We start from the raw sequence: 15850 nt of genomic DNA on the forward strand, positions 1-15850 counted from the left end.
GATCGATACCGTCAGGCGACGATGGGGCTTGTAGCGGCGAAAAAAAGTGGCGGCGCGAAGACGCGTTCTAGTCGGGTGAAGCCAGCAGATCGGCCAGGGCGGCGCCCGGGTCGGCTTCGCGCATGAACGATTCGCCGATCAGAAAGGCGCCGAAACCGGCTTCGGTCAGGCGCGCCAGATCGGCCGGGGTGTGAATGCCGCTTTCGCTGACCACCACGCGGCCCGCGGGAATGGGTTCGCGCATGTCGATACTGGTATCGAGCGTGGTTTCGAAGGTGTGCAGATCACGGTTGTTGATGCCGAGAATGGTGCGTTCCGGCAGTTCCAGGGCTCGCTCGAGTTCTTCGCTGTCGTGCACTTCGGCGAGCACGTCCATGCCCAGTTCGAAGGCGCGCTCGGCCAGTTCGGTCATGAGTCCGGTGTCCAGGGCCGCCGCGATCAGCAGAATACAGTCCGCGCCCATGGCGCGGGCCTGATCGACCTGGATCGGGTCGATCATGAAATCCTTGCGTAGTACCGGCAGATCGCAGGCCTGGCGTGCCAGGGCGAGAAAATCGTTATCGCCCTGAAAGAAGTCGTGATCGGTGAGTACCGATAGACACGCCGCGCCACCGGCGGCATAGCGCTCGGCCAGCCAGGCCACGTCGAAATCCTCGCGAATCAGCCCCTTGCTGGGCGAGGCCTTCTTGATTTCGGCGATCACCGCGCGGGGTGATTTCGCACGCAAGGCATCGGCGAAACCGCGCGGTGCGAAGGCGCGTTCCACTGCCTCATCGAGCTCGGCCTGCGAGGTCTGTGCCTTGAAGGCATCGATCTCTTCGCGCTTGCGCACGAGGATGCGATCGAGAATCGTGGCGGTCGTACGAATGCTCATGAATCCACCATGCCGGCGCGGCCGGTCATCGTCTGGGTCAGTTCAGCCAGCGCGTTCATGCGCTCGCCAGCGGCACCGCTGAGCAGCACCTCGCGCGCCTTGGCCACACCGGCGGCGATATCCGGCGCGTTGCCAGCCACATACAGCGCGGCACCGGCGTTGAAGGCGACCATGTCGAGGGCGAGCCCGGCCTTGCCGGCCAGCACATCGCGCACGATCGCCAGGCTTTCATCGGCGGATTTGACGCGCAGGCCGTCCAGCGAGCCGCGTTCCAGGCCGACATCTTCCGGCGCGATCTTGTAGGTCGAGATCTGGCCGTCCTTGAGCTCGGCGACGCGGCTGGGGGCGTTGATCGACAACTCGTCGAGGCCGTCCTCGCCGTGCACGATCATCACGTGGCGGCTGCCCAGGCGTTGCAGCACTTCGGCCAGCGGTTCGCATAGATGGCCGTTGAACACGCCCATCACCTGATTGCGGGCGCCAGCCGGGTTAGTCAGCGGGCCGATGATATTGAAGATCGTGCGCACGCCCAGTTCACGGCGCGGGCCGACGGCATATTTCATCGCGCCGTGGTGGGCCGGGGCGAACATGAAACCCACGCCCAGCCGACGAATACATTCGGCGACCTGTTCCGGCGAGGTGTCGATGGCGACTCCTGCCGCCTCGAGCAGGTCCGAGCTGCCCGAGGAACTCGAGACCGAGCGATTGCCATGTTTGGCCACATGGCCGCCCGCTGCGGCCACGGCGAACGCGGCCGCCGTGGAGACGTTGAACAGCCCGGCCGCGTCGCCGCCGGTGCCGCAGGTATCGACCAGTTGATCGGCCAGGGCCGGATCGACCGGCACATCGGTAGCCAACTCGCGCATGACCGTCGTGGCGGCCGCGATCTCGGGCACGGTTTCGCCTTTCATGCGCATGGCGATGAGAAAGCCACCGATCTGGGCCGCCGTGGCCTGACCGGTCATGATCGCGGTCATCGCCTGGTGCATGCGCTCGGCCGACAGATCGCGGCCGGCGACGATGTGGTTCATCAATTCCTTGTCGATCACGGCGCGTCTCCCGTGGCGGGTCGGCCTTCGCCGCAGCGCTTGAGGAAGGTGCGCAGCATTTCGTGGCCGTGTTCGGACAGAATCGACTCGGGATGAAACTGCACGCCTTCGGCGCCGGTGGGCGTATGGATCAGGCCCATGATCTCGTCCATCTCGCCGTCTTCGGTTTCGGTCCAGGCGGTGATCTCGAAATCGTCCGGCAGACCCTCGCGGGCGACGATGAGCGAGTGATAGCGGGTCGCGGTCAGCGGATCGGCCAGGTTTTCGAACACGCCGCGGCCGGTATGACGGATCACCGAGGTCTTGCCGTGCATGACCTGGCGTGCCCGGATGACCTTGCCGCCATAGGCCTGGCCCAATGCCTGATGGCCCAGGCAGACGCCGAAGATCGGCAGTCGATGGGCCAGACGCTGGATCAGTTCGACGGAGACGCCGGCTTCGTCCGGCGTGCAGGGCCCGGGCGACACCACAATGCCGGCGGGCTTGAGCTCTTCGATATCCTCGACCGTGACCTGATCGTTGCGCACGACGTGCACTTCGGCCTCGAGCTCGCCGAGATACTGCACCAGGTTGTAGGTGAACGAGTCGTAATTATCGAGCATGAGAATCATGCGTCACCCCCGTTGTGTGGCGTGCTGGCCCGGGCACGCGTGCTCAGGCCGCGCTCGGCGATGGCCGCGGCCTTCATCACCGCCTTGGCCTTGTTCATGGTTTCTTCCCATTCGGCGTTGGGCTGCGAATCGGCCACGATGCCGCCCCCGGCCTGGACATGAATTTCGCCGTCCTTGAGCACGGCGGTCCGAATGGCGATGGCCAGATCCATGCTGCCATTGCCGGCCAGATAGCCTACGGCCCCGCCATAGACGCCGCGTTTGACCGGCTCGATTTCGTCGATGATTTCCATCGCCCGGATCTTGGGTGCGCCCGAAAGCGTGCCGGCGGGGAAGGCCGCGCGCAGCGCATCCATGGGGGTGAGATCGTCGCGCAGCTTGCCGGTGACGTTCGACACGATATGCATGACATGCGAATAGCGCTCGATGGCCATGCGTTCGGTCAGCTTCACGCTGCCCGGCTGCGATACGCGGCCGACATCATTACGCCCGAGATCGATGAGCATCAGATGCTCGGCGACTTCCTTGGGATCGTCGAGCAACTCCTGGGCAAGCGCTTCGTCTTCGGCCTCGGTGGCGCCGCGTTTGCGGGTACCGGCGATCGGGCGCACGGTGACCTCGCCGTCCATGGCGCGCACCAGAATCTCCGGCGAGGCGCCGACTACATGGTGATCGCCGAAGTTGAAGTAGTACATATAGGGCGACGGGTTCAGGCTGCGCAGCGCCCGATAGAGCGACATCGGCTCGGCATTGAACGGCGCCGACAGACGCTGGCTGGGCACCACCTGCATCACGTCGCCGGCCTGGGTGTAGTCGCGAATCAGGCGCACCGCGTCTTCATAGCCGGCCTGGGTCAGCCCGGACACGAAGCGGCTGTCGTCGAGCAGCTCGGCCGAGGTATCACCGGCTTTCGCGCGCGTCGTACTCGTGGTCAGCGGTTGTTCGAGCCGGTCGAGCAGGGCGTCGAGCCGTTTGGCCACGCGTTCGCGATCTTCGCTGTCGCCCTCGACGTGATGGGCCACGCAATAGAGCTTGCCCGAGAGATTGTCGAAGATGACCAGCTCTTCGGCGATCAGCAGCAGGATGTCCGGCAGGTCGAGCGGATCGTCCTTGCCGGCACCGCCCGCGGCCAGGCGCGGCTCGATATAACGAATGGTGTCGTAGCCGAAATAGCCCACCAGCCCGCCGGTCAGTCGCGGCAGCTCGGGCAGGCGTGGCAACGGCCGTGCATCGTTGAAGGCCTGAATCCAGGCCAGCGGATCGTCGGTTTCGATCTGTTCGAGAATCTCGTCGTCGCGTTCGTGAACCAGCGTATGGCCACGTACGCGAATACGCTCGGCACAGGGCAGGCCGATGATCGAATACCGGCCCCAGCGCTCGCCGCCCTGAACCGATTCCAGCAGGAACGAGTAGGGCGCGTCGGCGAGTTTGAGATAGGTCGAAAGCGGGGTGTCGAGATCGGCCAGGGCTTCGACCACCAGCGGCACGCGCGGGTGGTGGAGCGAATGGGCCGATTCGCGGGGGGAAGAAGACGAATTGTTCATGAAATCACTCGATCGAAAATCGCAACAAGCGCGCGCTTGAAAAACGGGGTATGCCCGCGCACAGCGCGCGACCGGGAACAGGCGTTTTTAGCCTCGCCAGTCGCCTTGCCGCCATCGCCACGCGGCATCGAATGCCCGGTTGGCGGTGTTTTTCGATCGATTCGATGTCATGTCTATCGCGGTTCGTCTGCGGCGCGTATGCGCGCTTTCGTAGGCCAATGCTGACGTATCTCGTGCGCGTTGCCAAGTCGTGCACCGCTGCGGCGCGATCGCAACGCCGGTTTGCCGGATTAAGTCCGCAGACGAACGCGAGGCGCGCCAATGCTGGCGCCTTGCATCGGTGCATTAGCGCCGCTTAATCCAACAAGGAACTCGACCCGCAAAGCCGAGCGGACGTACGGCTATGAACCGATGCCGGTGGCGGCTCTGTGTTGGCTTACGGCCTTCGGGTTAAGCGAACCTGCTCAAGGATCAGCGCTCGGCCAGCTCGGCCCGCATGTCGGCGATGACCTTGGCGTAATCGGGCTGGCCGAAGATGGCGGAGCCGGCCACGAAGGTATCGGCGCCGGCGTCGGCCACGCGCTTGATGTTGTCGGTCTTTATGCCGCCGTCGACTTCCAGGCGGATATCGCGGCCCGATGCGTCGATGATCTCGCGCGCTTCGGCGATCTTGCCGATGGCTTCCTCGATGAACTTCTGGCCGCCAAAGCCGGGGTTGACCGACATGATGAGCACGATATCGACCTTGTCGAGCACGTATTTCAGCCATTCCAGCGGGGTGGCCGGGTTGAACACCAGCCCCGTCTTGCAGCCGGCATCGCGGGCCAGCTGCAGGCTGCGATCGACATGTTCGCTGGCTTCCGGATGGAAGGTGATCGACGTGGCGCCGGCCTCGGCGAAGGCGCTGATCATGGCGTCGACGGGTTTGACCATCAGATGCACGTCGATCGGCACGTTCGGATGGGTGTTTTTCAAGCGTTTGGCCAGCGCCGCGCCCACCGGCGGGCCGAAGGTGAGATTCGGCACGTAGTGGTTGTCCATCACATCAAAATGAATCCAGTCGGCGCCGGCCTCGATCACGGCCTCGCATTCGTCACCGAGCGCGGCCAGATCGGCAGCAAGAATCGAAGGGGCGATAAGCGGCGCGCGCGTGGAACGGGGCATGGGTCAAAACCGTGGATCGAATAGCGGCGCTAGTTTACGCTTTGCGGATTGTCTGTGTCAGTGAGCTTGAATGAGCGTTCTTATCGCGTTGCACGCGCTTGCCGCCGTGATCTGGGTGGGCGGGCTGTTCTTTCTGGTGGGTATTCTGCGTCCGGCCGCCTCGTCGGTACCCCTGGCCGAACGCCTGCCGCTGCTGTCCACCGCGATGGGGCGTTTCTTTCTGTGGGTGTGGATCGCGATCATCGTGTTGCTGGTCACCGGTAACACCATGATTTTCATGCTCGGGGGCATGGGCGGCGTGCCGTTGTATATCCATCTCATGCAGGCGCTGGGCTGGGCCATGTTTTTGCTGTTCGGGCATATGTTCTTTTCGCCCTGGCGGCGGGTGCGCGTGGCGTTGTCGGCAGGCGCCCTGGCTGATGCCAGCCGCGCGATGGGCCAGCTGCGTCTGTTCGCCGCCATCAACCTGGCGATCGGCCTGATCGTGGTGGTGATCGCCACGGGCGGGCGCTACTGGGTCGGCTGAGGCCGGGTTTTCGCGGCCCGCGCTGATAGAATCGCGCGGGTCATCCATCGAACGCCGTCGCGGCCCAAGCGTCATGCCCGAAACCCTATTCGAATCCGATCTGCACAGCGTGCCGCTGCTCATGCGCGGCAAGGTGCGCGATGTCTATGCCGTGGGCGACGAGCATCTGCTGATCGTGGCCACGGATCGGCTGTCGGCCTTCGATGTCATCCTGCCCGACCCGATCCCCGGCAAGGGTGAGGTGCTCACGGCCGTTTCCAATTTCTGGTTCGACCGCTTCGCCGGCCATATCGCCAATCATCGTGCCGAGAGGCCGTTGACCGATGTCCTCACCGACGCCGAAATCGCCCAGGTCGGCACGCGGGCGATGCTGGTCAAGCGCCTCGATGCCTTGCCGGTGGAAGCCGTGGCCCGCGGTTATATCATCGGCTCCGGCTGGAAGGATTATCAGGCGACCGGCACGGTGTCCGGCATCGAGCTGCCGGCCGGTCTGGCGCAGGCACAACAGCTGCCCGAGCCGATCTTCACCCCGTCGACGAAGGCCGAGGCCGGCGCACACGACGAGGCGATCGATTTCGACGCGGTGGTGGCACTGATCGGTGCCGAGCGTGCTGCCGCGGTACGCGACGCGACCCTGTCGATCTATACGGACGCGGCGGCCTATGCCCGCGAGCGCGGCATCATCATCGCCGATACCAAGTTCGAGTTCGGTGTGGATGCCGCCGGTGAGCTCGTGCTCATCGACGAAGTGCTCACCCCGGATTCCTCACGCTTCTGGCCGGTATCCGAATACGCCACCGGCATGAGCCCGCCGAGCTTCGACAAGCAGTATGTGCGCGATTATCTGGAAACGCTGGACTGGGACAAGACCGCCCCGGGCCCGCGTCTGCCGCAGCAGGTGATCGACAATACGGCGGCCAAGTACCGCGAAGCCCAACAAAGGCTGACTGGGAGCTAGCCGCCGGCCGGCATTGGCGGCGTTCGGGCCGGTTTAAGCCGCGTCGGCGCGTTTGGCGTCGGCCGGCTTGGCCTTGGGCGCGTCGTTGGCGCTGGCCTGGCGGGTGAGTTCGCTATCGAGGATGCCGATGATGCGGTTGCGATCGATGCGCTGATCCTTGAGGGCGAGGAAATAGGCATAGCCCATCGCCCGCGTGTCGTTCTTGCCGGCGCGCTGTTGCAGGTCGGCGCCGTGGTCGATCATGAAGCGCAGCATCTTCGGGTCGTTGCGCTGGATGGCATAGAACAGCCCGGTGAGCTGCTCGCCGTCTTCACGCGGGTCGGCGGCATTGATATCCAGACCGTGGGCGAGATAGAAATCGGCACAGCCGTAAGGGTCGTCGAGGCGGGCTTCGCGTTCGAAGATATAGACCAGCCCGCCGGCGTCGCGCAGTTCGGGCACATCGGCCTCGCGCTCGGCGACCTGATCGAAGTCGCGCTCACAGAAACCGGGTTCCTGTGCCGGCTTTTCAGCCGAGGCCTGCGCTGTCTCGCTGTCTTTTGCGCCGGTCGCGGCAGCGTCATCCGTAACGAGCGCGGCCTGATCGGACTGCGCCTCGGCGCGATCGGCATCCGGGGTGAGATAGCCCGGCCCGCCGGCCAGCCAGAAGATGAGCAGGCCCAGAAAGATCGCAACGATAAGCGTGATGAAGAATATAGGTCTCACAGGCGTGTCCTCGGTGGCTGGAACGGCGGTGGCGGGTGTGGATCAGTCCTTTTGGTCGCCGAACAGGGCGTCGAGCTTGTCTTCGTATTCGTGATAGCCCAGATGCTCGTAAAGTTCACTGCGCGTCTGCATGCGATCGACCACGTGCTTCTGGGTGCCGTCGGCCCGAATCGCGCCATAGACATCGAGCGCGGCATTGGCCATCGCCCGCGAGGCCGATAGCGGGTACAACACCATGCCCACGCCCTGATCGCCCAGTTCGGTGGTGGTATAGAGTTCGGTCTGGCCGAATTCGGTGATATTGGCCAGTACCGGCACGCCCAGCTCGGTGAAGCGCTTGTACATGCTCAGGTCGGTCATCGCCTCGGCGAAGATGAAATCGGCACCGGCTTCCACACAGGCAGCAGCGCGCTCGACCGCCGAATCCAGGCCTTCCACGGCCAGCGCATCGGTACGCGCCATGATCAGCATTTCGTCGCGGGCATCGGCGGCTGCGGTCACGCGTTCGGCCATTTCTTCCTTGGAGACGATCGCCTTGCCGGGCCGATGCCCGCAACGCTTGGCGGCAACCTGATCCTCGATATGCACACAGGCCGCGCCCGCGCCTTCGAAGAGCTTGACGGTGCGCGCGATATTGAAGGCGCTGCCCCAGCCGGTATCGATATCCACCAGCAGTGGTACATCCGTGGCGTAGGTGATGCGGCGTACGTCTTCGAGTACGTCGTTCATGGTCGTCATGCCCAGATCCGGCAGGCCATAGGACCAGTTCGCGACGCCGCCGCCGGACAGATAGATCGCCTTGAAGCCGCTGTGTTCGGCCAGCATCGCCGAATAGGCATTGATCGCCCCCACGATCTGGAGCGGGTGTTCGGTTTCGAGCGCGGAAAGAAAGCGTTGGGCTGCGGACATGATCGTCTACGGGTCGGGTTGAATGGCGGGCATCAGCTTAACGCAAGGCGGCCCTCGCGCGGGGCACGATCCTGACGCGCGACTGGCGATTCGCGCCGCGCGAACAATGCGTACCCCGCGCACGCCGAGGCCTGCGCGAATGCCGCTTGGCCGGTTTCGACGCGCCGTAGATCAGCTCAACCAGCGCGTGGCGAACTTGATGAACCAGCGGGTGAAGCCCTTGTAGGGCGGCAGGAACAAAAAGCTCAAGGAGAAGCGTTCGCGCACCACCGCGCGTTCGTGGCTGAAGGCCTTGAAGCCGTAGTGGCCATGCGAATTGCCCAGCCCCGAGTTGTTGACCCCGCCGAAGGGCAGATTGGCGTGCAGAAACTGCACCATGGAATGATTCACACAGGAGCCGCCCGCGCTGGTGTTGGACAGCACCTTTTCGATGAAATCGTTGTCGCGCGCGAACACGTACAGCGCCAACGGTTTGGGCTTGGCGTTGATCTCGCCGATGATGCGATCGGTATCGGTGAAGGGGATGATCGGCAGCACCGGGCCGAAGATCTCTTCGTCGAGCACGCGCGCATCGCGATCGACATCGGTGAGCACGGTCGGGGCAATGAAATTGTCGTCGCTGGCCGGCACCCCGCCCATGGCCACTTGCGCGCCGCGCTCGGTGGCATCTTCGATCAGGCCCTTGACCCGGCCGTAGTGCTTGTCGTTGACGATACGGCAGTAGTCGCGATTGGATTGCATGTGCGACTGGTCGCCATAGAGCTTTTTCATGGCCTTGCCCATGGCCTCGATGAAGCTATCCACGATATCGGCATGGACATACATATAGTCCGGCGCGATACAGGTCTGGCCGTTGTTGGCGAACTTGCCCCAGGCCAGGTTCCTGGCGGCGTTGGCGATATCGGCGCTCTTGTCGACGATCACCGGCGATTTGCCGCCCAGCTCGAGCGTTACCGAGGTGAGGTTTTCGGCGGCTGCGCGCATCACGATCTTGCCGACCGCGGGCGAGCCGGTGAAAAAGATATGGTCGAAATGCAGGCCCAGCAGATGCTGCGAGGTCTGCACCGCGCCCTGAACCACCGCGACTTCATCCTCGTCGAAGATGTCGCTGACGATGTCATCCATGAGCTGGGCGCAATGCGGGGTCAGCTCCGAGGGTTTGAGAATGACCGTATTGCCGGCGGCCAGCGCCGATACCAGCGGCCCGAAGCTCAGGTTGAGCGGATAGTTCCAGGGCGAAATGATCAGGCACACGCCCTTGGGTTCGTTACGCACCTCGGCCGAGGTGCCGAACATCAGTAGCGTCGGGCGCTTGCGTTCGGGCTTCATCCAGCCCTTGAGATGGCGGATGGCGTGATTGGCTTCCATCACCACCGGCAGGATTTCGGTGATATCGACTTCCGGGGCCGGCTTGGCGAAGTCCGCGTGGCAGGCCTCGTAGATCTGTTCGGTGCGATCGAACATCGCCTGGCGCAGGCGCTTGATCTTGTCGATGCGCTCGGCCGCGGTCGAGGTGCGCAGGGACAGCGTCTTGACCTGCTGGGCCGCGAGCAGCCGCTCGGTACGATTGGCATCGGCCTCTTCGGGCGCGGTCGCGATGTGGTCTACGGCAGTACTCATGGTGGGTTCCTCCTGGCTCGACGTCGATCGCGTCGAAGTTATTCGCATGGCCCGATGGTATGTCAGTTTCGTGTCGAAGCGGCGAGCGGCGGTTATGAGGGCGTGGCCATATCCAGGCGTTGCGCGGCACGCTGGGCCAGTTCCGGTGCGCGGGCATGGGCCTGAAAGAAGATATGGGCGAGTACGCGCACCACGCGTCGATGATCCCGGGTGCTGCGATGGCCCAGCGGCAGCACGATGGCTTCGATCAGCGAAATGAACGCGCGTGCCATATCCCGTGTCGAGCCTTCCACCCCCAGCGCATCGGCGGCACGGGCCTCGTCGAGCACCTGTTCGATTGCGGCCACGGCCTCGGCTTCGAATGCCTGCTGCACGGTCGTGGCGGCATCGACGTCGGCCGTACTGGGCTTGAGCCAGTAACCGGCGATCCCCTCGGCCAGGCGCGGATCCTCGACCAGCTGCTCGAGGCCGGAAAACATCGCGAAGATCTGTTCCACCGGGTCGGTTTCATCAGCCACGGCGTCGAATACGTGGGCTTCGAAAATACCGATCAGCCGCTTCATGGCCTCGGCGTAGAGCGCCTGCTTGCTATCGAAATGCCAGTACAGGGCGGCTTTGGTCACCCCCGACTCCTTGGAAAGACGCGTCATCGAAACGCCGTCGTAGCCAAAACGACCGAACGCCCGAAACGCCGCCTCGCAAATGCGCTCGCGTGTTTCGCGTGGATCGCTGTCTGCCGGTCGTGCCATGGCTTGTTGTGATCGTCGAATAGAGCCCGACCGTAGCACAGGCTATTGACTAACCGGTCGTTTAATTATTAGTGTTACATCGTGCAATGTAATCAACCGATCGGTCGGGCGCAAATCCGTGCGCTCGATCGGCCCGATGTCGCGAACGCAAGGAGATCGCATGAATACAATGACAATGGCCGAAGCGCGGGCCCACGACCGCAAGCGCTGGCTCTGGCCCATGGGCTTCGGGATCATCATCATCGTGGCCGCGTTGGCACTGACCGGCTGGCTTACCGGCCAGACCTGGCTGATTTTTGCCGGGCCGATCGTGGTCTACGGCGTAGTGCCGGTGCTCGACCTGCTTATTGGCAAGGACAGCACCAACCCGCCCGAGCGCGTGCTCGACATCCTCGAAGACGACCCCTTTTACCGTTACTCGACCTATATCTACGTGGTCGTGCAGCTCATTCTCTTCGTTGCGGTGTGTGCCATCGTCGGCACCCAGGATCTAACCTTCTGGCAGTGGCTGGGTTTTGTGACCACCATCGGCATGCTCTCGGGTGTGTCGATAAATACTGCCCACGAGCTGGGTCACAAGAACACGGCCATCGAAAGCTGGCTGGCCAAAATCGCGCTCGCGCCAGTGGCCTATGGGCATTTCTATACCGAGCACAATCGTGGCCATCACAAGAACGTGGCCACACCGGAAGATCCGGCCAGTGCCCGCATGGGCGAGCCATTCTGGCGCTTTCTGCTGCGTACCGCCGGCGGTAGCGCGCGTTCCGCGCTCGAAATCGAGAAGCGGCGCATGGCGCGCAAGAACCGCAGCTTCTGGAGCGTACATAACGAGGTGCTGCAATCCTGGGCCATGACGGTCGTGCTCTGGGGCGCGATGATGCTGGCCTTCGGCATCGAGCTTTTGCCGTTTCTGATCGTGCAAGCCATTCTCGGCGCCTCGCTGCTGGAGGCGGTCAACTACGCCGAGCATTACGGCCTGCTGCGCAAGAAACTGGAAAGCGGTCGCTATGAGCGTTGTCAGCCGGAGCATTCCTGGAACAACGATCACATCGTGACCAATATCTTCCTGTTCCATCTGCAGCGCCATTCCGATCACCATGCGCATCCGACGCGGCGCTACCAGTCGCTTCGCCATTTTGACGAAGCGCCGCAGTTGCCCACCGGTTATGCCGGCATGATCGTGCTGGCCTACTTCCCGCCGCTCTGGTATCGCGTTATGGATAAGCGCGTGGTTGCCCACTACGATGGTGACTTGCGCCGGGCCAACCTGCAGCCGGAAAAACGCGAGCGCCTGCTGGCCAAGTATCCGCCGCCCGCCACGCCTGCTGATGTGTCTGCCTAGAGTGATCGCTGCGTAATCAACCAATCGCCGTCGTACGGTGGTTTTGGTAGCCTTGAGGTCCACCGAGCGGGTGCCGTGGCCACGGCACCCGAATTTGCTACAACGCAATAGTTCATAAAGGACGTTAGATGAAGAAATGGCAATGCATTGTCTGTGGTTTCGAGTACGACGAAGCCGAGGGCATGCCGGACGAGGGCATCGAACCGGGCACCAAGTGGGAAGACATTCCTGACGACTGGACCTGTCCTGACTGCGGCGCGCCCAAGGACGATTTCGAAATGATGGAAGTCGACTGATCGCGCCGATACGTCGTCACGCACGGGCCGCTCGCCGGCCCGCTATTTGATCGCAATCGAGAGCAGGCATGGATCCGATCATCATCGTCGGCACGGGGCTGGCCGGTTACGGTACCGCCCGCGAATTTCGCAAGCACGACAAGGAGCGTCCGCTGGTTCTGATCACCCGTGACGACGGCGCCAACTACTACAAGCCCGATCTGTCGGAAGCTCATGCCAAGGAAGCGGCGCCGGACGATCTGATCAAGAAAGACGCCGACGCCATGGCCGAAGAGCTGGACGCGACGATCCTGACCCACCGCCAGGTGGAATCCATCGATCGCGACAAGCGCCAGGTCGCGCTCAATGGCGACACGCTGACCTATCACAAGCTCGTGCTTGCCTTCGGCGCGGACCCGATCGTACTCAAGCTCGCCGGCGATGCCACCCAGTCGATCCACAAGGTCAACAACCTGTCCGACTACCGCAGCTTTCGTTCGAACCTGAGCGAGGCCAAGCATGTGGCGATTCTCGGCGCGGGGCTGATCGGCTGCGAATTCGCCAACGATCTGGTCAAGGCCGGCTACGAGGTTTCGATTGCCGACCCGGCCGACTGGCCGCTTTCGCAGCTGCTGCCCAAGGCCTGCGGTCAGGCGGTCGAATATGCGTTGACCCGGGCCGGCGTGCACTGGCATCTGGGCCATGCGGCCACCGGTGTGCATCACAGCAACAAGCATCTGCAGGTCGTGCTCGACAACGACGAAAGCATCCATGCCGATGCGGTGTTGTCAGCCGTCGGCCTGCGGGCGGGCATCGAGCTGGCCGAAAAGGCCGGCCTGAAGATCGACAAGGGCATCGTGGTCGATCGCACGCTGGTCACCAGCGATCCCAACATCTACGCGCTCGGCGACTGTGCCGAGGTTGATGGTCAATGGCGGCCCTATGTCGGCCCGCTCATGCAGTGCGCGCGTACGCTGGGCAAGACACTGGCCGGCGCCGACGGCGACACCCCGGGGCAGGTCAAATACCCGACGCTGCCGATCATCGTGAAAACCCATGTCTGCCCGGTGGTCGTGTTGCCGCCGGTCGAAAGCGGCGGCCAGTGGGAAATCGAAGGCGATATGCCCGATTTCGAAGCCCGCTGCATGAGCGAGGACGGCCGGCTCATCGGCTTTGCGCTCACCGGCGAAGCCACCAACAAGCGTCGCGACTACATCAAGGAAGCGCCGCCGCTGATGGCGTAGTCCGTGAGCGTCTGGCGTTCCACCGAGTCCTGACCGTCTTGTTCGCAGCGCACGAGATCGTGTTTCTTACGCATTTGTTCTGCCGCAAACCGACCGGCTAGCACGCGCTCAAGGCATCTCGCGAACGCGTGAACGGGGGGCGTATTTCAGCGCGGTATGTCGATCCAGGCGGCAAACCGAAGCGAGCCGGAATGCGTTTACCTGGCTAGGCGACGTGCCGGGCGTTGCCCTGTGCAACGGGCGACAGCCGCGCCCCCGCCAGTCGTGCGCCCTTGATATTGCCCGCCATGGGCCCGAGCTGAAGACTGGCCGGTCGCCCGAGCAGATGCAGGCCGGGCGCGGCTTCCAGGTCGTCGTTCATGAAGACATGCCCGTCGCGATCGCAGCGTAGATCGAAATTACGGATACAACGATCGAGCAGGCTGTTCTCGGCCGGCCATGGCTCGAAACCCGTGGCCAGAATCACGCGGTCGGCATCGAGTCGCCGGCCGTCGTCGAAAAGCAATCCGTGATCGTCACGGACTGCAACGCTGCCACGCCGCCATGCGATATCGCCGGCAGCCAGGGCGGCGGTGATCCGCGCGAAAACATCCGGTGGCAGGGTGCCGGGCTGGCGGGCTTCGGCGAGCAGGGCGGTGCGCTGTTCGACTGGCGTGTTGGCAAACGGGGTCAGGCAGCGCGGGCCGGCATAGCAGGGGTCGCTATCGAAATCGGCACGCCGCGGTGCCTCGCGTGTGACCCAGCAGACCGCGTGGCCGAGTCCGCGTAGACGCAGCGCGAGCTGGGCGCCGGTGATGCCGCCGCCGACGACCGCGATGCGCATGTCGGTGGATGTGTTGATATCGAAATCGCGGTCGTAAACATGTTCGCAGCGTATGGCCCACGCCGGGCGATACGGCGCGTTGGGCCCGAGTGCGAGCACCAGTCGTGCCGTGTCGTGCCGGGCACCGTCTGTCGTATGCACGCGCCAGCCGCGGCTCAGGCGTTCGATGCGCTCGGCGCGTGCGGCAATACGTGGTGGCTCGGCCAGTGCTTGGGCTGCGTGGGCTTCGAACAAGGCACGCGAGGGGCGCCGGTAATAGCCCAGTTCGTTGGCGCCGTCGAAACCGTGTTCGGCCGCGAACACGCGTAGCGAATCGGCGCGCTGGCCCAGATGGTGTGCGTTCGACGAGCGCAGGTAGGTCATGCCGCAGGCGTCGGCACGGCGCCGCCAGGCGGCGAGCGCGGGGCGGTCGTCGATCACGGCGAGCCGTGCGCGCGGCGCGGCCGCCGCAATCGATTGTGCGACGAAGCTGCCGTGCAGGCCGCCGCCGACGATCAGCCAGTCGTACATGCCAGCGCTGGCGATACGTCTTAGCCGAGCTTGCGCAGCTGGCGGGCGGTCAGCAGCCAGCGCAGCGTGCCGGTGCCGCCGTCCGGCGGGCCGGGAAATTCCAGCAGGGCGGCGCCGGCTTTCTTGAACGCCATCAAACGATCGCGCCGGCGGGTCAGGCTCCAGGACACCCAGGTGGCCAGATCCGGCTCGTGGCCGACCAGTACCAGGCGGCGATCGCCGAAGTGCGTGTGCAGGTATTCGTCGAGTGCGGCCATATCCACCGGCGGAGCGAGCACATCGGCTTCCTCGATGGTGGGGTCGTCCAGATAACCGGCCAGAATTTCGGCGGTTTGAACGGCCCGCACCAGCGGGCTGGTGACGATATCGTCCACGGCCAGTTCGTTGAGCGTGGCGCGCAGGCCGGCTGCGGCGGCTCGCGTACGGCGCGTGCCCTCCGGTGTGAGGGGGCGCTCTTCATCCGACAGACCCAGGTCGTGGGCCTTCTCGGCGTCGAGCGCAATACCGTGGCGAATGACGATGATATCCATGGCGCTATTGTCCCCTGTGAATGCTTGCACTGCCACCGCGCGATGGCTGTTTGCTCGGGTCGAAGCTATCGAAAATCGCGGAGCCGCTAAAAATTTTTATCGTCATTATTTTCATGAATCGTTTCGCCTTCCGGTATCGGTAAAAACGCTTGTACGCCAAGTCTTTTACAGATCGTCCACGAGATCTGTAGAAATTTTGCATGCGCTGGGCGCCCACGCCGGTGCGCGAGGCTACGACCCAAGTATGTCGTCGGCTGGCCAGCCGATGATCATCCCCGCGAGGCCTTGCGGGACACGCGATTGCGCCGTTTTCACCCCAGTTTATCCACAGTGTTGTCCACGCCTTGTTCACCGCAGCACCACAACATATAGTTCTGTTGGTGGCGAAAAGGGGTGCTTGACCACAGTATCTAGTGG

The 15850-nt window shown here is 63.7% G+C and carries 16 protein-coding genes; 5 read left to right on the forward strand and 11 right to left on the reverse strand.

Going from position 1 to position 15850, the window contains the following annotated elements; genetic code table 11:
- Nucleotides 1-67: 67 nt before the first annotated feature.
- From trpC to rpe, 5 genes are all read right to left on the reverse strand, one after another.
- Nucleotides 68-874 carry an indole-3-glycerol phosphate synthase TrpC gene (trpC, locus tag T5B8_RS03600; RefSeq protein ID WP_353176303.1) on the reverse strand — a complete coding sequence of 269 codons (807 nt, stop codon included), beginning with the start codon at nt 872-874 and terminating at the stop codon, nt 68-70.
- Nucleotides 871-1905 (reverse strand): anthranilate phosphoribosyltransferase, encoded by a 1035-nt coding sequence (gene trpD / locus T5B8_RS03605; protein WP_502950776.1) that lies wholly within the window; start codon nt 1903-1905, stop codon nt 871-873. The genes trpC and trpD overlap by 4 nt, the downstream gene beginning before the upstream one ends.
- Before the next feature lie 14 nt (nt 1906-1919).
- Nucleotides 1920-2534, reverse strand: coding sequence for an anthranilate synthase component II (locus tag T5B8_RS03610; RefSeq protein ID WP_353176305.1), 615 nt, complete (start codon nt 2532-2534; stop codon nt 1920-1922).
- Nucleotides 2531-4078, reverse strand: a complete 1548-nt coding sequence (trpE, locus tag T5B8_RS03615; RefSeq protein WP_353176307.1) for an anthranilate synthase component I — start codon at nt 4076-4078, stop codon at nt 2531-2533. The genes T5B8_RS03610 and trpE overlap by 4 nt, the downstream gene beginning before the upstream one ends.
- Before the next feature lie 471 nt (nt 4079-4549).
- Nucleotides 4550-5242 (reverse strand): ribulose-phosphate 3-epimerase, encoded by a 693-nt coding sequence (gene rpe / locus T5B8_RS03620; RefSeq protein ID WP_353176309.1) that lies wholly within the window; start codon nt 5240-5242, stop codon nt 4550-4552.
- A 70-nt stretch (nt 5243-5312) separates the two neighbouring features.
- Here rpe and T5B8_RS03625 point away from each other — a divergent pair, with 70 nt between their 5' ends.
- On the forward strand, nt 5313-5768 hold the full coding sequence (locus tag T5B8_RS03625; RefSeq protein WP_353176311.1) for a CopD family protein: 456 nt from the start codon (nt 5313-5315) through the stop codon (nt 5766-5768).
- Between the two features lie 73 nt (nt 5769-5841).
- Nucleotides 5842-6726 (forward strand): phosphoribosylaminoimidazolesuccinocarboxamide synthase, encoded by an 885-nt coding sequence (locus tag T5B8_RS03630; protein ID WP_353176312.1) that lies wholly within the window; start codon nt 5842-5844, stop codon nt 6724-6726.
- 33 nt (nt 6727-6759) lie between these two features.
- Here the strand turns inward: T5B8_RS03630 and T5B8_RS03635 are convergent, their stop codons facing one another.
- The 4 genes from T5B8_RS03635 to T5B8_RS03650 form a co-directional block, all read right to left on the reverse strand.
- Nucleotides 6760-7431: an ankyrin repeat domain-containing protein gene (locus T5B8_RS03635; RefSeq protein ID WP_353176314.1), complete on the reverse strand. Its 672-nt coding sequence runs from the start codon at nt 7429-7431 to the stop codon at nt 6760-6762.
- Between the two features lie 42 nt (nt 7432-7473).
- Complete coding sequence (prpB, locus tag T5B8_RS03640) at nt 7474-8340, reverse strand: methylisocitrate lyase (protein ID WP_353176315.1); 867 nt, start codon at nt 8338-8340, stop codon at nt 7474-7476.
- Nucleotides 8341-8511: 171 nt separating this feature from the next.
- Nucleotides 8512-9960 (reverse strand): aldehyde dehydrogenase family protein, encoded by a 1449-nt coding sequence (locus T5B8_RS03645; protein ID WP_353176316.1) that lies wholly within the window; start codon nt 9958-9960, stop codon nt 8512-8514.
- Between the two features lie 92 nt (nt 9961-10052).
- Nucleotides 10053-10709: a TetR/AcrR family transcriptional regulator gene (locus T5B8_RS03650; protein ID WP_353176317.1), complete on the reverse strand. Its 657-nt coding sequence runs from the start codon at nt 10707-10709 to the stop codon at nt 10053-10055.
- A gap of 160 nt (nt 10710-10869) precedes the next feature.
- On the opposite strand from T5B8_RS03650, the gene T5B8_RS03655 reads away from it, so the two are divergent.
- The 3 genes from T5B8_RS03655 (at nt 10870) to T5B8_RS03665 (ending at nt 13570) form a co-directional block, all read left to right on the forward strand.
- Nucleotides 10870-12051: an alkane 1-monooxygenase gene (locus tag T5B8_RS03655; RefSeq protein ID WP_353176318.1), complete on the forward strand. Its 1182-nt coding sequence runs from the start codon at nt 10870-10872 to the stop codon at nt 12049-12051.
- Nucleotides 12052-12179: 128 nt separating this feature from the next.
- Nucleotides 12180-12347 (forward strand): rubredoxin, encoded by a 168-nt coding sequence (locus T5B8_RS03660; protein WP_037335711.1) that lies wholly within the window; start codon nt 12180-12182, stop codon nt 12345-12347.
- Nucleotides 12348-12415: 68 nt separating this feature from the next.
- A complete protein-coding gene (locus tag T5B8_RS03665) occupies nt 12416-13570 on the forward strand; it encodes an NAD(P)/FAD-dependent oxidoreductase (RefSeq protein WP_353176321.1) in 1155 nt (384 codons plus the stop codon).
- A gap of 205 nt (nt 13571-13775) precedes the next feature.
- On the opposite strand, the gene T5B8_RS03670 is transcribed toward T5B8_RS03665, so the two are convergent.
- Nucleotides 13776-14903 carry an FAD/NAD(P)-binding protein gene (locus tag T5B8_RS03670; protein ID WP_353176323.1) on the reverse strand — a complete coding sequence of 376 codons (1128 nt, stop codon included), beginning with the start codon at nt 14901-14903 and terminating at the stop codon, nt 13776-13778.
- A 20-nt stretch (nt 14904-14923) separates the two neighbouring features.
- On the reverse strand, nt 14924-15433 hold the full coding sequence (gene sixA / locus T5B8_RS03675) for a phosphohistidine phosphatase SixA (protein ID WP_353176325.1): 510 nt from the start codon (nt 15431-15433) through the stop codon (nt 14924-14926).
- Between the last annotated feature and the right edge of the window lie 417 nt (nt 15434-15850).

Source organism: Salinisphaera sp. T5B8 (assembly GCF_040361255.1).
GTDB lineage: Bacteria > Pseudomonadota > Gammaproteobacteria > Nevskiales > Salinisphaeraceae > Salinisphaera.

What these genes read in the sequence shown, in the direction of transcription:
- T5B8_RS03645 (WP_353176316.1), bottom strand. Translation starts at nt 9,960, where the DNA reads ATGAGTACTGCCGTAGACCACATCGCGACCGCGCCCGAAGAGGCCGAT.
- T5B8_RS03625 (WP_353176311.1), top strand. Translation starts at nt 5,313, where the DNA reads ATGAGCGTTCTTATCGCGTTGCACGCGCTTGCCGCCGTGATCTGGGTG.
- T5B8_RS03655 (WP_353176318.1), top strand. Translation starts at nt 10,870, where the DNA reads ATGAATACAATGACAATGGCCGAAGCGCGGGCCCACGACCGCAAGCGC.
- rpe (WP_353176309.1), bottom strand. Translation starts at nt 5,242, where the DNA reads ATGCCCCGTTCCACGCGCGCGCCGCTTATCGCCCCTTCGATTCTTGCT.
- T5B8_RS03665 (WP_353176321.1), top strand. Translation starts at nt 12,416, where the DNA reads ATGGATCCGATCATCATCGTCGGCACGGGGCTGGCCGGTTACGGTACC.
- prpB (WP_353176315.1), bottom strand. Translation starts at nt 8,340, where the DNA reads ATGTCCGCAGCCCAACGCTTTCTTTCCGCGCTCGAAACCGAACACCCG.
- trpD (WP_502950776.1), bottom strand. Translation starts at nt 1,905, where the DNA reads ATGAACCACATCGTCGCCGGCCGCGATCTGTCGGCCGAGCGCATGCAC.
- T5B8_RS03630 (WP_353176312.1), top strand. Translation starts at nt 5,842, where the DNA reads ATGCCCGAAACCCTATTCGAATCCGATCTGCACAGCGTGCCGCTGCTC.
- sixA (WP_353176325.1), bottom strand. Translation starts at nt 15,433, where the DNA reads ATGGATATCATCGTCATTCGCCACGGTATTGCGCTCGACGCCGAGAAG.
- T5B8_RS03610 (WP_353176305.1), bottom strand. Translation starts at nt 2,534, where the DNA reads ATGATTCTCATGCTCGATAATTACGACTCGTTCACCTACAACCTGGTG.
- T5B8_RS03660 (WP_037335711.1), top strand. Translation starts at nt 12,180, where the DNA reads ATGAAGAAATGGCAATGCATTGTCTGTGGTTTCGAGTACGACGAAGCC.
- T5B8_RS03650 (WP_353176317.1), bottom strand. Translation starts at nt 10,709, where the DNA reads ATGGCACGACCGGCAGACAGCGATCCACGCGAAACACGCGAGCGCATT.
- trpE (WP_353176307.1), bottom strand. Translation starts at nt 4,078, where the DNA reads ATGAACAATTCGTCTTCTTCCCCCCGCGAATCGGCCCATTCGCTCCAC.
- T5B8_RS03670 (WP_353176323.1), bottom strand. Translation starts at nt 14,903, where the DNA reads ATGTACGACTGGCTGATCGTCGGCGGCGGCCTGCACGGCAGCTTCGTC.
- trpC (WP_353176303.1), bottom strand. Translation starts at nt 874, where the DNA reads ATGAGCATTCGTACGACCGCCACGATTCTCGATCGCATCCTCGTGCGC.